This window comes from Halobaculum marinum, assembly GCF_029338555.1.
GTDB classification, from domain to species: Archaea; Halobacteriota; Halobacteria; order Halobacteriales; family Haloferacaceae; genus Halobaculum; species Halobaculum marinum.
In genome coordinates, this window is record NZ_CP119989.1 from 2,347,169 (window position 1) to 2,360,716 (window position 13,548).

A 13,548-nucleotide genomic window follows, 5' to 3' on the forward strand; every position below is an offset into this window, starting at 1 on the left:
CAGCCGATATCACGCCGCTGTCTGCCAGTTTTCGGTGCCTGAGCGGAGAAAACTTGATATAGAACCGCGACCATTCTACTCGTTGATCATTCCATGAGTTACATGCAGCAGCCCCTCTACATCCTGGCGGAGTCGACCCAGCGCACCAGCGGTCTCGACGCCCGACGGTCGAACGTCGCCGCCGGACGGGCCGTAGCCAGCGCGGTCCGAACGACACTCGGGCCGCGCGGCATGGACAAGATGCTCGTCGACTCCTCGGGTGAGGTCGTCGTCACCAACGACGGCGCGACGATCCTCAAGGAGATGGACATCGAGCACCCCGCCGCCCAGATGCTCGTCGAGGTGGCCGAGTCCCAGGAGGCCGAAGTCGGTGACGGCACGACGACGGCGGCCGTCCTCGCGGGCGAACTCCTCGCGCGCGCAGAGGACCTCCTCGACGACGACGTCCACGCGACCGCCGTGGTCGAGGGCTACCACGAGGCGCTCCGCCTCGCGCTCGACGCCGTCGACGGGATGCTCGTCGAGGGCGCCGTCGACCGCGACGTTCTCCTCACGGTCGCCGAGTCCGCGATGACGGGCAAGGGAACCGGCGACATCGCGACCCACGTGCTCGCCGAAATCGTCGTCGACGCCGTCCTCCAGGTCGCCGACGACGACCGCCGCGTCGACCGCGACGACATCCGCGTGTTCACCCGCACGGGCGCCTCCGCGGCGGCCACGGAACTGGTCCGCGGCGTCGTCTTCGAGAAGGAACCCGCCAACGACAACATGCCCCGCGAGGTGACGGACGCGACCGTCGCCGTCCTCGACATGAAGCTCGACGTGCGCTCGGGTGAAGTCGACACGGAGTACACGATCACCTCCGTCGAGCAGCTCGACGCCGCCCTCTCCGCCGAGGACGCCGAGCGCCGCGCGATCGCCGAGTCCCTCACTGACGCCGGCGTCGACGTGGTGTTCTGCTCGAAGAAGATCAGCGACCCCGTCGCCGCCTACCTCGCGGACGCGGGCATCCTCGCGTTCTCGAACGTGAAGAAGTCCGACGCCCGCGCGTTCGCCCGCGCCACCGGCGCCCGCCGCCTCGGGACGCTCGACGGCATGGAGTCGAGCGACCTCGGCACCGCCGCCTCGGTCCGCGTCGAGAAGCAGTCCGGCGACGACGTGGTGTTCGTCGAGGGCAGCGACGACTCCCGTACCGTGACGCTGTACGTGCGCGGCTCGACCGACCACGTGGTCGACGAGACCGAGCGCGCCATCGACGACGCCCTCGGCGTGGTCGTGGCGGCCCACGAGGACGGTGAAATCGTGCCCGGCGCCGGCGCCGTGGAGATCGCGATCGCCGACCGCCTCCGCGCGGGCGCCAACGCCGTGACCGGTCGCAAGGCCCTCGCGGTCGAGGCGTTCGCTGACGCGGTCGACGCAATCCCGCGCACGCTCGCGGAGAACGCCGGCCTCGACCCCATCGACGCGCTGGTCGACCTGCGCGCCCGCCACGACCGCGACGGCGTCGCCGGCATCGTGATCGACGGGCCGTCCGTCGAGATCACGAACCCGACCGACGAGCACGTGGTCGACCCCGCGGCCGTCAAGCGCGAGGCGCTCGAGTCCGCTACTGAGGCGGCGACGATGATCCTCCGCATCGACGACGTCATCGCGGCGAACTGACGGCGTATCGAGCGCCCGAGCGCCCTCGGATTTTCTCGACCGATCGCCCGACGAGCGCGGGCTTCGACGCCGCGCAGACGGGTGCACAGACGAGCTGGCCGTCCGACTTTTCCGCGTGAATCGTGACAGCCCCGGCCATGGGTGAGACCTCCGACGACGGACGACTCGGGTTGTTCGGAGCGGTCTCGATCTCAGTGGGCGGCATGATCGGCGGCGGCGTGTTCGCCGTGCTCGGGGTGGTGGCGACCATCGCGGGCGCCGCCTCGTGGGCGGCGTTCACGCTCGCGAGCCTCGTGTCGCTGTGTGTGGCGTACTCGTACCTCAAGCTGAACGCGATGGGCGACAACCGCGGCGGGTCGGTGTCGCAACTGGAGGAGTACCTCGACGACGCCTCCGTCGCGGGGATGGTGGGCTGGACGCTCCTCGTGGGGTACGTCGGCGCGATGGCGATGTACGCGTACGCGTTCGGGAGTTTCTCGGTCGCGTTGACGCCGCCGTCGCTGGTCGACGCGGTCCCGCTCGGTGAGGGGCTGTTGCGGCCGGTGTTCTCCGTGCTCGCGGTCGTGCTGTTCGTCGTGTTGAACGTCCTCGGCGCCCGCGCGACGGGTCTCTCCGAGGAGGTGCTGGTGGTCGCGAAGGTCGCCGTGTTGCTCGCGTTCGGCGGACTCGGCCTCTGGTACGGCGTCCAGCAAGGGTCGATGGAGTACGGATTCGAGCAGATCCGCAGCGTCACGCCGGTCGTGATGGCGACGGCGGTGTCGTTCGTCTCCTTCCAAGGGTGGCAACTGCTCATGTACGACCAGGACAGCATCCGGGACGTGGAGACGACGCTCCCGCGTGCCATCTACGCGTCTATCCTGATCACCATCCTCGTCGACGGACTGATCGCGGTCGTCGTCACCAGCCTCGCAGCGCCCGACGTGATCCAGCAACACCCAGAGCGGGCGCTGGCACTGGCCGTCGAACCGGTGGTCGGCGGGATCGGGTTCACCGTCGTCGCGGTCGCGGCGCTGTTCTCGACGGGGTCGGCGATCAACGGGACGCTGTTCTCGGCGGCCAACTTCGCGAAGGGGATGGTGGGCGACGGACTGCTCCCCGACGAGACGGGGCGAGCGAGCGCCGACGGCGCGCCACAGCGGACGGTCCTCCTCCTCGGCGTCGTCGCGGCGGTGTTCACCGCCTACGGCAGCCTAGACGCGATCACCTCGTTCGGCTCGCTGGCGTTCATGAGCGTGTTCGGCGCGATGTGCGCGCTGGCAGTCAGCGAGCGCGACCACGAGTCGGTGCACCCGCTCCCACCCGCCGTGGGCGCGGTCGGCTGTGCGGCTTTCGCGGTTCTGTTGGGGGTCCACCTGTGGAACGCCGAACGCGGGACGTTCTGGGCCGTGCTCCTGCTCGCAGTCGCCGTCCACGCCGTCGAACTCCTCTACTTCGAGCGTGAGAGCATCGTCGACGGCGTCGAACACGCCGAGGACCTGCTGGTCCCCGGCAGTGGGTGAGGGGCGCGGTCACAGGTTCGGCAACGACCACTCGCGCCGCACCGCGACCAGCCGAAGCACGAACACGCCGAGTGCGACTCCCAGGGTCGCGGTCGCTCCGCGGACGCCGACCGCGCCGGCGACGACGTAGGCGACACCACCGAGGAGCGCGGGCGTCGCGTAGAAGTCCTCCCGGAGCACGACCGGCGTCCGGGTGAGCAACAGGTCGGACAGCGACCCACCGCCGACGCCGGTGAGCGTCGCGGTGACGACGACGCCGAACGCCGAGAGGCCGGCGTCGGCGCCGACGGCGGCACCCGAGGCGGCGAAGGCGGCGAGTCCCACTGCGTCGGCGACGAGGAACGCCGGGTGGTCGCGGACGCGACCGGTCCCACCGGAGAGGGCACCCGCGACGAGCAAGCCGACGGCGACGCCCGCCAGCACCACCAGCACGTCACCCGTCGAGCGGAGCGCCGCGGGCACGCGACCGACGAGTACGTCGCGGATGGTGCCGCCGCCCAGCGCCGTGAGGACGCCGAGCGTGGCGACGCCGAACGGGTCGAGGTCGGCGTCCGCACCCTTGAGCGCGCCCGCGACGGCGAACGCGAGCAGGCCGACGAGGTTCATCGCCGCCACCGCGGCGCCGGCGGTGACGAGCGCCACTGTCAGAAGGTGGGGACGGTCGCGGCGACCGACTCCTCGAACGAGAACGTCACCGACCGGCCGGGGGCGAGGTCGAACGCCTCGTCGCCGCGACCCTGGTTCACGTCACACTCGACGAAGCCGTGACTGCCGACGGTGACGAGCGGGTCGTGTTTCGGCACCTCGGCGAACGTCTCGACGACGGGCACGGCCTCCCGTCCGGCGGCGGTCTCGACGACGACGGACTCGCCGACGTGGCCGTCGAGGAACTCGCCGGGGACGTTCGTGACGCTGTTGCCGAAGTCGTCGACGACGAGCACCTCGCCAGCGGCGGTGGCCGTCTCGATCCACGCGCTCGGCAGGTCGTAGTCGTCGTAGTCGTCGACGCGGGTGAAGCCGTCGAGGTCGTCGATCCGGTCGACGCCGGCCTCGTGGACGGCGGCGGCCGCAGGGGCGAACACGTCTCGTCCGTGGAACGTGCTGGAGCGCGGGTCGCCGCCGTCGACGGCGAACACGTCGACCTCGTCGTCGCCGGTGAGCGCCCGCGCGGGCGGGAGGAGACAGCCGTTGTCCGGGCCGACGAGCGCGTGGTCGCCGGCGCGGACGCAGATCGCCGCGCGGTCGGTGCCGACGCCGGGGTCGACGACGACGAGGTGGACCGCCGGCGGGAACTCGGGCAGGACGAAGCGGAGCCAGAACGCCGCCGCCCGCGGGTCGCCCTGCGGGAGGTCGTGGGCCACGTCGACGAGGTCGGCGACGCCGTGGGAGCGGAGGACGCCCTTCATCGCGGCGGGGTACGGGGAGCCGAAGTCGGAGGCGAGCGTCAACATTGGGGTCAGGCGGGGTCCGGCGTCTCGCCGTCGGCGTCCGCGTCGCGCTCGGTGTCTACGCTCCCGGCGGCGCCGTTGGCGTCCGACGAGGCGACCTGTCGGATCCGGGAGACGCCGTCGATCTCCTCGATCGTCTCGACCACTTCGTCGGGGACGAGGTCGCGCCAACCGTCGCCGCGGATCATCCGCCCCCGGAGTTCGCTCCCTTCGAGCACCTCGCGCTTGAACATCGGCGAGGAGCGCACCTCGACACCGGCCTCCTCGAACAGACGGACGACGAGGGGGTTGTTCGAGTAGGCCACGTCGAAGTGTGGCGACATGGACTGGACGTGGCTGACCCACACCGAGTTCCGTTCGAGGTCCTCGATGGGGACGACGTACGTGCGCACGTCGAGGTCGTCGAGCGCCTTCGTCACCATCATGACGCGCTCGCCGGCGGTGAAGGGATTGCGCCGGGTGTGTGAGTCGCCGGCCGAGCCGATGCCGAGGACGAGTTCGTCGACCTCCCCCGCGATCTCCTCGACCATGTGTTGGTGGCCGTTGTGGTAGGGCTGGAACCGCCCGATGTAGAACCCCCGCATACGAACAGGTATCTCACGGGGAGTTTAAAAGCCCGGCGAGTCCAGCAGAGCCAGGTATCGGGTAGGTATACGGTCGCTATCGACCGTTCTCGCTCTGACGGAGACGACTCACAGGGGGAGAAAGTATATGAATCGACGGACCCTGTTTCTCGGTAGCGACGATTCTATGAGCAACGACCGAAACGACAGCCGGGACGGTGGCGATGTCCTGGATCGAGAGGACGCCCCCGTCGTGGACGACCCCGGGTCGAACGGCGCCGGTGGCGACCCGACCGGCGGCCGCTCCGTGGGCGCGTCGAACGACCCCTCCGAGCAGGACGCCGACATCGACGATCTGGGGAGTGACGTCGAGATCGACGCCGAGATCGACGAGGAGATCGCCGAGGACCACCTCCTCGGCGGCCTGCTGATCGACTCGACCGACGACATCGAGGTTCCCGAGCGCCTGGTCGACCAGGTGATCGGGCAAGAACACGCCCGGGACGTGGTGATGAAGGCGGCCAAACAGCGCCGCCACGTGATGATGATCGGCTCGCCCGGGACGGGCAAGTCGATGCTCGCGAAGGCGATGTCCGAGCTGCTCCCGAAAGAGGAGCTCCAGGACGTCCTCGTCTACCACAACCCCGACGACGGCAACAACCCGAAGGTGCGGACGGTGCCCGCCGGGAAGGGCGAACAGATCGTGGAGGCGCACAAGGAGGAGGCCCGCAAGCGCAACCAGATGCGCAGCTTCCTCATGTGGATCATCATCGCGGTGGTGCTGGGCTACGCACTCCTCGTGGCGAACAACGTGCTGCTGGGCATCCTCGCGGCGGGTATCATCTACCTCGCGTTCCGCTACGGTTCGCGCGGCTCCGACTCGATGATCCCGAACCTCCTCGTCAACAACGCCGACGAGAAGTCGGCGCCGTTCGAGGACGCCACGGGCGCCCACGCCGGTGCGCTGCTGGGCGACGTCCGCCACGACCCGTTCCAGTCCGGTGGGATGGAGACGCCGAGCCACGACCGCGTCGAGGCCGGCGCCATCCACAAGGCGAACAAGGGCGTGCTGTTCATCGACGAGATCAACACCCTCGACATCCGCTCCCAGCAGAAGCTGATGACGGCGATCCAGGAGGGCGAGTTCTCCATCACGGGTCAGTCCGAGCGCTCCTCGGGCGCGATGGTCCAGACGGAGCCCGTCCCGACGGACTTCATCATGATCGCGGCGGGGAACCTCGACGCGATGGAGAACATGCACCCGGCGCTTCGCTCGCGCATCAAGGGGTACGGGTATGAGGTGTACATGGACGACACCATCGACGACACCCCCGAGATGCGGCGCAAGTACGCCCGCTTCGTGGCCCAGGAGGTCGCGAAGGACGGTCGGCTCCCCTCGTTCGACGGCGAGGCCATCGAGGAGGTCATCCTCGAGGCACGCCGCCGCGCGGGCCGCAAGGGCCACCTCACCCTCGAACTGCGTAACCTCGGCGGCCTCGTCCGCGTGTCGGGCGACATCGCCCGCTCGCAGGACGCGGACCTGGTCACGCGCGAGCACGTGCTGGAGGCGAAGGGCCGGAGCCGGTCCATCGAACAGCAGCTCGCCGACGACTACATCGAGCGCCGCAAGGACTACGAACTGCAGGTCGCCGACGGCTACGAGACCGGTCGCGTGAACGGACTCGCCGTCATGGGCGAGGACTCGGGCATCATGCTCCCCGTCATGGCCGAGGTCACCCCCTCGCAGGGGCCCGGCCAGGTCATCGCCACCGGGCAGCTTCAGGAGATGGCCGAGGAGGCCGTCCAGAACGTCTCGGCGATCATCAAGAAGTTCTCCGACGAGGACATCACCGAGAAGGACATCCACATCCAGTTCGTCCAGACGGGCGGCTCCGGCGTCGACGGCGACTCCGCGTCCATCACGGTCGCGACCGCCGTCATCTCCGCGCTGGAGGACGTCGGCGTCGACCAGAGCCTCGCGATGACGGGCTCGCTGTCGGTCCGGGGCGACGTGCTCCCGGTCGGCGGCGTCACCCACAAGATCGAGGCCGCCGCCAAGTCGGGCTGCACGCGCGTCATCATCCCGAAGGCGAACGAGCAGGACGTGATGATCGAGGACGAGTACAAGGAGATGGTCGAGATCATCCCGGTCTCGCACATCTCGGAGGTGCTCGACATCGCGCTCGAGGGCGAGGCCGAGAAGGACTCGCTCGTCGACCGCCTCAAGAGCATCACCGGCTCTGCGCTGGAGAAGACCGGCGAGGGCGCCGGCGCTGGCCCGACCAGCCCCAGCCCGCAGTAACGACCGACACTCCCTTTCTCTCCACGACACAGTGACGCGCTGGACGGCGTTCGTCGGACTGAGCGGCGTCGTTCTCGCGCTGTTGCTCGGCCTCGCGCGACTCTCTGAGGCGCAGTTCTCTTCGACACCAGAGCCGGCGGCTCGCACTCCCGACACGCCCAGCGCCCCCGAGGACACTGGTCCGGCGACGACGACCCCGTACCACCCGGCCGCGGACCACGACCCCGGACTGGCGACGCCGGAGCGCAGCCCCGTTGCCGACAGGGAGGCGGTCACGGCGATGTCCGCCGGCACCCTGTTGGCCAACGTCGCCATCTCGCAGGGCACCTTCGGCGCGCTGCTCGTCGCCGCGGCGGTGTGGGCCAGCGTGCCCGCCGACGCGTTGGGACTCGTTCCGCTCGTCACGCCCGCGACCCTCGCGCTGGGCGTCGCGCTCGGCGTCGCGCTGTGGCTCGCCAGCGAAGCCGGCGGTCGCCTCGCCGAGCGGTGGGGCGTGGCGGTGAACGAGGAGATGCGCGGCGCGCTCGCGCCGCGTTCGCGGGTCGGCTGGGCCGTCCTCCTGCTGGCGGTGTTGCCGACAGTGGCGCTGTTCGAGGAGTTCCTCTTCCGGGCGGTGCTCGTCGGCGCGTTCTCGACCGCCGCCGCCGCGACCGGCGTGCCCGCCTCCCCGTGGCTGCTCGCGGCGCTGTCGTCGGTCGCGTTCGCGCTCGGCCACGGCGCCCAGGGCCGCGCGGGCGTCGTCGCTACGGGGACGCTCGGGTTCGTGCTCGCGGCGGCGTTCCTCCTCTCCGGGAGTTTCGCCCTCGTCGCCGTCGCGCACTACCTCGTGAACGCGCTCACCTTCGTCATCCACGAGGGACTCGGGGTCGACTGGTGACGCCGGGCGACCACCGACCACGCCAGATCCGGCGGTAGTTCTATCCCGTCTGGTCGCTCGCATCCGGTATGCGAGAACTCGACGACCACGCGTGGGACATGGCCGCGGCGGCGGAGGAGCACGTCGAGGTGCTGAGCGTCGAGGCCGCCCACGAGGAGTGGGCGGCCCGCGAGGACGGAGGGAGCGACGACGACGACGCCATCTTCCTCGACGTGCGCGACGTGCGCGAGCGGTGGATCGAGGGTGCGATCCCAGACGACACGCACGCGCCGCGGGGGATGCTGGAGTTCTGGGCCGACCCGGAGACAACGTACTACCGCGACTACTTCGACCCCGACCGACGGTTCGTGCTGTACTGCAACGAGGGGGGCCGGTCGGCGCTCGCGGCGAAGGTGCTCCAGGACATGGGGTTCGCCGACGTGGCCCACGTCGAGGGTGGCTTCACCGCGTGGCAGGAGGCAGGGTACGACCAGGCCGACGTCGACCAACCGGACTACAGCGGGCGATAGTCTGGCCGCATACAACGGGCGATAGTCGGGCCGAAGCTACAGACGGGAACGCCACCGGCGACGGACGACAACTGCGCGTCATCCGTCGTCAGACCCAAATCGACGGGCCGAGCGTCACCAGCGCCGTTCCCAGAACCACGAGCACGGCGCCGGCGACGATGCCACGGGTGACGCGCTCGATGTCGCGAAGGAAGACGTACACGAACACCGTGGTGAACAGCGGTGCCGTAGAGGCCAGCGACTCGACGATGGCGACGCGTCCCGCGGGCATCGACAGCGCGCTGAACAACGCGATCAGGGCGAGGGCGGTGAGCCCGCCGCTGACCGCGAAGTAGCCGTACGAGCGGCGCTCGGCCGACCGAAACCCAGCGGATCCCCTGACGGCAGCGTACCCGAGGAAGACGGCCAGTGCACCGGCCTCGTTCAGCGCGACCGCCTGCAGTACGTCCGCACCACCGGTCCCGAGTCCGAACCGTCGGAGGACGTTCCCGAACGCGAACAGCGCTCCCGAGGCGAGGGGGTAGATCAGGTCACGGGTCGTCCACCCGGACACGTCACCGCCCTTGGAGAGGCTGAGGACGACCAGTCCGGTCACGAGGACGACGACGCCGGCCCCAGTCGTCGCCGAGACGGGTTCGGCGAGGAGCCCGAAGCCGAACGCGGTCGCGAACAGAGGTCGGGCGCTGACGACGGCGCTGTTGACGCTGGCACCGACACGGTCGACGCCGACGAAGATGGCCAACCGACCGACTGCGGTTCCGGTCGCACCCGCGAACAGGAACAGTCCGGCGACGGCTGGGTCGATCTCCGCGAACGCGTCGGCCCCCCGAGAGGCGAGGAGCGCGACGAGGAATATCGTGAGGTCGACCACGACGACGACAAGCGACGCCTGGAGGGCGGTCCCGTCGAGCGCCATCCCCCGCTTGTCGAGGACGGGGGTGAGTCCCCAGATGACGGCGGGCACGAGCGCGAGCAGGTACACCGTTGCATCGGGAGACAGTTCCATGGCACCAGTCACAGTCGCCGTCACATCAACGTGGTCGATCAGCCTGGTCGCGTGAGGCGGTCACCCACTCCGTCCACCCGACTTAGAACTCGCGGATCCCTTCGATCTCTCGGAGTCGCTTCGCGACCGCGGCCGGCGTCGCACCGTCGACCCCGCGCACGCGGTGGTCCGGGACGACGATCGGAATCGGGTTCGCGCGCAACGCTTGGCGAGCAGTCTGCAGATCCGACTCGTCCTCGTGGTCGAGTCCCGAGGTCATCCGGACGATCAGCTCCAGGTCCGCTTCGTCGCCGTACGGGAGCGTCCGCACGGACTCTAACACCTCCCGCTGGACCGTCGGGACGGTGATCGCGACCGCCACGTCGGCGAAGTCGTCCTCGGCGCCGTCGAAGTAGTCGTGGAGTCGGTCCAACAGCGCGTGAACGCCGTCGGCGTCGTCCGAGAGCGTCTCCGGGAACGACACCGAGAGGAGACGACCGCTGGCGGTCCCAAGCTCCACCGGACTGTCGATCGCGGCGTAGTCGCGACCGAACACACCCGTCTCCGGAACGCCTGCGTCTGTGCCTGCGGGCATGGCCCACCTTCGGTCGGGCACGCGTTTCAATCCTCGCCGACGAGTCGACCGCAGCCGTCGTTGGCGGGGAGGCGACGCAACGCTTTTGAACGGAAGGGGCCATCGATGTACATAGATGAACACTACTTCGGACGACCTCGCGCCGGCGGTGCGCTCCATCTTGGAGTCCGCAGCCGAGCGGCCCGGGGGCGACGAGCGGGTGGCCGTCTCGGCGCGGTCGCTCTCCGAGGCGTTCGCCGCGGCGGAGGCCGACGGTCGCGTGCCGGTGATCGCCGAGGTCAAACCGACGAGTCCGACGACCGACGGCGCTCGCGAGGACGACCCCGTCGAGTTGGCCGAGGCGATGGTCGCGGGCGGTGCGGCGGCGCTGTCGGTGCTCACCGAACCGGACCACTTCGGCGGCTCCGTCGAGAACCTCGAACGGATTCGTGAGGCCGTCGACGTGCCCGTGTTGCGCAAGGACTTCCTCGTCCGCGAGGACCAACTCGACGCCGTGGAGGCCGACGTGGTGCTCCTCATCGCGCGGTTCGTCGAAGACGACCTCGCGGACCTCGTCGCGGCGGCGCGCGACCGTGGGTTCCAGCCGCTCGTCGAGGTGCACACGCGTGAGGAACTCGCGGCGGCGTTGGCGGCGGGTGCCGACCTCGTCGGCGTGAACAACCGCGACCTCGGGCAGTTGGAGGTGGACCTCGCGACGTTCGAGCGCCTCGCGCCCGAAGCGCCCGACGACGTGACGCTGATCGCCGAGTCCGGCATCACGACGCCCGCGGACGCTCGCCGGATGCGCGAGGCGGGCGCCGACGGCCTGCTCATCGGGTCGGCGATTATGGACGCCGAGGGCGTCGACGACGCCGGCACCGGCGGCGACGTTTCTGCCAACACCCGGCGGTTTACGTCCGCGGAGACGGAGGACGAGGTATGAGCAGCGAGGGCGAGCGAAGCGAGACCTCGGATCGAGCGGGGAGCGACGCGACCCGCGAGAACGGCGGTGGCGGCGGGGAGCGAGTCTCCGCCGGCGACGGGAAGTTCGGTCGCTACGGGGGGCAGTACGTCCCCGAGGCGCTGATGCCCGCCATCGAGGAGTTGACCGACGCCTACGAGCGGTACGTCCTCAACAACGAGGACGGGTTCGTGGACGAGTTCCGCCGCCGACTCCGCGACTTCGGCGGCCGACCGACGCCGCTCCAGCGCGCGGACCGCCTCTCCGAGCGCTACGACACCGAGGTGTACCTCAAGCGCGAGGACCTGCTCCACGGCGGCGCGCACAAACTGAACAACGCCCTCGGGCAGGTGTTGCTCGCGAAGTACATGGGCAAAGAACGCATCATCGCCGAGACCGGCGCGGGCCAACACGGCACCGCGACGGCGATGGCCGCGGCCCACCTCGGGATGCCGTGTGAGGTGTACATGGGCGAGCGCGACATCAACCGCCAGCGCCCCAACGTGTTCCGGATGAAGATCAACGGCTCCGAGGTGACGCCGGTGACGACGGGCCGGGGGACGCTGAAGGAGGCCATCTCCGAGACGATGCGCGACTGGGCGACGAACGTCGAGGACACCCACTACGTCATCGGCTCGGTCGTCGGCCCGCACCCGTTCCCGCAGATGGTGCGCGACTTCCAGGCGGTCATCTCCGAGGAGGCGCGCGAGCAGGTGATCGACCAGACGGGCGGCCTCCCGGACTCCGTGGTCGCGTGCGCAGGCGGCGGCTCGAACACCATGGGCGCGTTCCACAACTTCGTCGGCGACGACGGGGTCGACCTGCTGGCCGTCGAGGCCGGCGGCTCCTCGCTCGCCGTGGACGAGGAGACGGGCGTCGCGCCCAACTCCGCGTCGCTGTCGACGGGGAGCGAGGGCGTCCTCCACGGCGCGCGCACGAAGCTCCTCCAGGACCACGACGGCCAGATCGTCGAGAGCCACTCCGTCTCGTCGGGGCTGGACTACGCCGGCGTCGGCCCGGAACTTGCGCACCTCGTCGACGAGGACCGCGTGACGCCCGTGAACGTCGCCGACGACGCGGCAATCGAGGGGTTCCACCGCCTCTCCCAAGAGGAGGGGATCATCCCCGCGCTGGAGACGGCCCACGCGTTCGGCTACCTCCACGAGCACCACGACGAGGTGGGTGACGTGACGATTGTCAACGTCTCCGGGCGCGGCGACAAGGATCTGGACACGGCCATCGAGGAGACCGCCCAGCGCGACATCCCGAACGCGCCGGACATGTCGATGTTCGAGGGGGGCCTGCGATGACCGGGCACCGCTCCAGCGAGGCCATCGCCGCGGCCTTCGCGGACGGGCCCGCGTTCGTCCCGTACCTTGCGGTCGGCGACCCCGACTACGAGTCCTCGCAGGCGTACGTGGAGGCGCTCGCGGCGGGCGGCGCCGACGTGATCGAACTCGGTCTCCCGTTCTCCGAGCCCATCGCCGAGGGGCCGACCATCCAAAACGCGGTCGTCCGCGCGCTGGAGGCGGGGATGACGCCGACGCGCTTCTTCGAGTTCGTCGCGGACCTCGACGTGGACGTGCCGCTGGTCTGTATGACGTACTACAACCTCATCTACCAGTACGGCGACGAGCAGGGGCCACGCCCGTTCGTCGAGCGTGCCGCCGAGGTGGGTATCTCCGGGTTCGTGGTGCCGGACCTGCCCGCAGAGGAGGCGGGGCCGCTGCGCGAGGCGTGCGACGAGTTCGGTCTCGACCTCGTCTCCATCGTCGCGCCGACGACCGGCGCAGAGCGCCTCAAGAAGCTCGTCGACGTGTCGTCGGGCTACCTGTACGTGCAGGCGCGCCTCGGCGTCACCGGCGCGTCGTCGTCGGTGTCCGACCAGACGGGCGAGTCGCTGGCGCGACTCGCCGACGTCGACCTCCCGAAGGCCGTCGGCTTCGGCATCTCCTCGGGCGAGCAAGCCGCGACGGTCGTCGAGGCGGGCGCCGACGGCGTCATCGTCGGCTCCGCGCTCGTCGACATCGTCGCCGAGGGACACGCGAACGACGAACCGACCGAGGCGGTCGCCGACCGCCTCGAGACGAAGGCGCGCGAACTGAAGCAGGGAGCGCTGGAGGGATACGGGCGACGGACGCCGGCACCCGAAGGTACATCTGATTGAG

At 69.9% G+C, this 13,548-nt stretch carries 13 protein-coding genes; 8 read left to right on the top strand and 5 right to left on the bottom strand.

Annotation, left to right across the window (positions count from 1 at the left end; all coding sequences use genetic code 11):
• Positions 1–102: 102 nt before the first annotated feature.
• Together thsA and P0R32_RS12205 are read left to right on the top strand one after the other, a co-directional pair.
• On the top strand, positions 103–1,662 hold the full coding sequence (gene thsA, locus P0R32_RS12200; RefSeq protein WP_276237286.1) for a thermosome subunit alpha: 1,560 nt from the start codon (positions 103–105) through the stop codon (positions 1,660–1,662).
• 137 nt (positions 1,663–1,799) lie between these two features.
• Entirely contained in the window at positions 1,800–3,161 is a 1,362-nt protein-coding gene (locus tag P0R32_RS12205) for an APC family permease (protein WP_276237287.1), read from the top strand.
• A 9-nt stretch (positions 3,162–3,170) separates the two neighbouring features.
• Here the strand turns inward: P0R32_RS12205 and P0R32_RS12210 are convergent, their stop codons facing one another.
• From P0R32_RS12210 to P0R32_RS12220, 3 genes are read right to left on the bottom strand one after another with little or no spacing between them, the layout of a single operon-like run.
• Positions 3,171–3,767 (bottom strand): trimeric intracellular cation channel family protein, encoded by a 597-nt coding sequence (locus P0R32_RS12210; RefSeq protein WP_276239403.1) that lies wholly within the window; start codon positions 3,765–3,767, stop codon positions 3,171–3,173.
• 38 nt (positions 3,768–3,805) lie between these two features.
• Positions 3,806–4,612, bottom strand: a complete 807-nt coding sequence (locus tag P0R32_RS12215) for an SAM hydrolase/SAM-dependent halogenase family protein (RefSeq protein ID WP_276237288.1) — start codon at positions 4,610–4,612, stop codon at positions 3,806–3,808.
• 5 nt (positions 4,613–4,617) lie between these two features.
• A complete protein-coding gene (locus tag P0R32_RS12220; protein ID WP_276237289.1) occupies positions 4,618–5,193 on the bottom strand; it encodes a nicotinamide-nucleotide adenylyltransferase in 576 nt (191 codons plus the stop codon).
• A gap of 166 nt (positions 5,194–5,359) precedes the next feature.
• On the opposite strand from P0R32_RS12220, the gene lonB reads away from it, so the two are divergent.
• From lonB to P0R32_RS12235, 3 genes are all read left to right on the top strand, one after another.
• Entirely contained in the window at positions 5,360–7,474 is a 2,115-nt protein-coding gene (gene lonB, locus P0R32_RS12225; RefSeq protein ID WP_276237290.1) for an ATP-dependent protease LonB, read from the top strand.
• A 31-nt stretch (positions 7,475–7,505) separates the two neighbouring features.
• Complete coding sequence (locus tag P0R32_RS12230) at positions 7,506–8,351, top strand: CPBP family intramembrane glutamic endopeptidase (protein WP_276237291.1); 846 nt, start codon at positions 7,506–7,508, stop codon at positions 8,349–8,351.
• A gap of 68 nt (positions 8,352–8,419) precedes the next feature.
• The gene (locus P0R32_RS12235; RefSeq protein ID WP_276237292.1) at positions 8,420–8,860 is read left to right on the top strand and encodes a rhodanese-like domain-containing protein; all 441 of its coding nucleotides are present in this window, start codon (positions 8,420–8,422) and stop codon (positions 8,858–8,860) included.
• Between the two features lie 88 nt (positions 8,861–8,948).
• Here the strand turns inward: P0R32_RS12235 and P0R32_RS12240 are convergent, their stop codons facing one another.
• Together P0R32_RS12240 and P0R32_RS12245 are read right to left on the bottom strand one after the other, a co-directional pair.
• Positions 8,949–9,866 (bottom strand): DMT family transporter, encoded by a 918-nt coding sequence (locus P0R32_RS12240; RefSeq protein WP_276237293.1) that lies wholly within the window; start codon positions 9,864–9,866, stop codon positions 8,949–8,951.
• A gap of 82 nt (positions 9,867–9,948) precedes the next feature.
• Positions 9,949–10,440, bottom strand: a complete 492-nt coding sequence (locus P0R32_RS12245; RefSeq protein WP_276237294.1) for an MGMT family protein — start codon at positions 10,438–10,440, stop codon at positions 9,949–9,951.
• Between the two features lie 115 nt (positions 10,441–10,555).
• Here P0R32_RS12245 and trpC point away from each other — a divergent pair, with 115 nt between their 5' ends.
• The 3 genes from trpC to trpA are packed head-to-tail and all read left to right on the top strand — an operon-like array spanning position 10,556 to position 13,547.
• On the top strand, positions 10,556–11,362 hold the full coding sequence (gene trpC / locus P0R32_RS12250; RefSeq protein ID WP_276237295.1) for an indole-3-glycerol phosphate synthase: 807 nt from the start codon (positions 10,556–10,558) through the stop codon (positions 11,360–11,362).
• On the top strand, positions 11,359–12,690 hold the full coding sequence (gene trpB / locus P0R32_RS12255) for a tryptophan synthase subunit beta (protein ID WP_390219315.1): 1,332 nt from the start codon (positions 11,359–11,361) through the stop codon (positions 12,688–12,690). The genes trpC and trpB overlap by 4 nt, the downstream gene beginning before the upstream one ends.
• Positions 12,687–13,547, top strand: a complete 861-nt coding sequence (gene trpA / locus P0R32_RS12260; RefSeq protein ID WP_276237296.1) for a tryptophan synthase subunit alpha — start codon at positions 12,687–12,689, stop codon at positions 13,545–13,547. The genes trpB and trpA overlap by 4 nt, the downstream gene beginning before the upstream one ends.
• Position 13,548 lies beyond the last annotated feature (1 nt).

Excerpts from the sequence above, each read along its gene's own strand:
- thsA (WP_276237286.1), top strand. The coding sequence starts at position 103 with ATGCAGCAGCCCCTCTACATCCTGGCGGAGTCGACCCAGCGCACCAGC.
- P0R32_RS12205 (WP_276237287.1), top strand. The coding sequence starts at position 1,800 with ATGGGTGAGACCTCCGACGACGGACGACTCGGGTTGTTCGGAGCGGTC.
- P0R32_RS12210 (WP_276239403.1), bottom strand. The coding sequence starts at position 3,767 with ATGAACCTCGTCGGCCTGCTCGCGTTCGCCGTCGCGGGCGCGCTCAAG.
- P0R32_RS12215 (WP_276237288.1), bottom strand. The coding sequence starts at position 4,612 with ATGTTGACGCTCGCCTCCGACTTCGGCTCCCCGTACCCCGCCGCGATG.
- P0R32_RS12220 (WP_276237289.1), bottom strand. The coding sequence starts at position 5,193 with ATGCGGGGGTTCTACATCGGGCGGTTCCAGCCCTACCACAACGGCCAC.
- lonB (WP_276237290.1), top strand. The coding sequence starts at position 5,360 with ATGAGCAACGACCGAAACGACAGCCGGGACGGTGGCGATGTCCTGGAT.
- P0R32_RS12235 (WP_276237292.1), top strand. The coding sequence starts at position 8,420 with ATGCGAGAACTCGACGACCACGCGTGGGACATGGCCGCGGCGGCGGAG.
- P0R32_RS12240 (WP_276237293.1), bottom strand. The coding sequence starts at position 9,866 with ATGGAACTGTCTCCCGATGCAACGGTGTACCTGCTCGCGCTCGTGCCC.
- P0R32_RS12245 (WP_276237294.1), bottom strand. The coding sequence starts at position 10,440 with ATGCCCGCAGGCACAGACGCAGGCGTTCCGGAGACGGGTGTGTTCGGT.
- trpC (WP_276237295.1), top strand. The coding sequence starts at position 10,556 with ATGAACACTACTTCGGACGACCTCGCGCCGGCGGTGCGCTCCATCTTG.
- trpB (WP_390219315.1), top strand. The coding sequence starts at position 11,359 with ATGAGCAGCGAGGGCGAGCGAAGCGAGACCTCGGATCGAGCGGGGAGC.
- trpA (WP_276237296.1), top strand. The coding sequence starts at position 12,687 with ATGACCGGGCACCGCTCCAGCGAGGCCATCGCCGCGGCCTTCGCGGAC.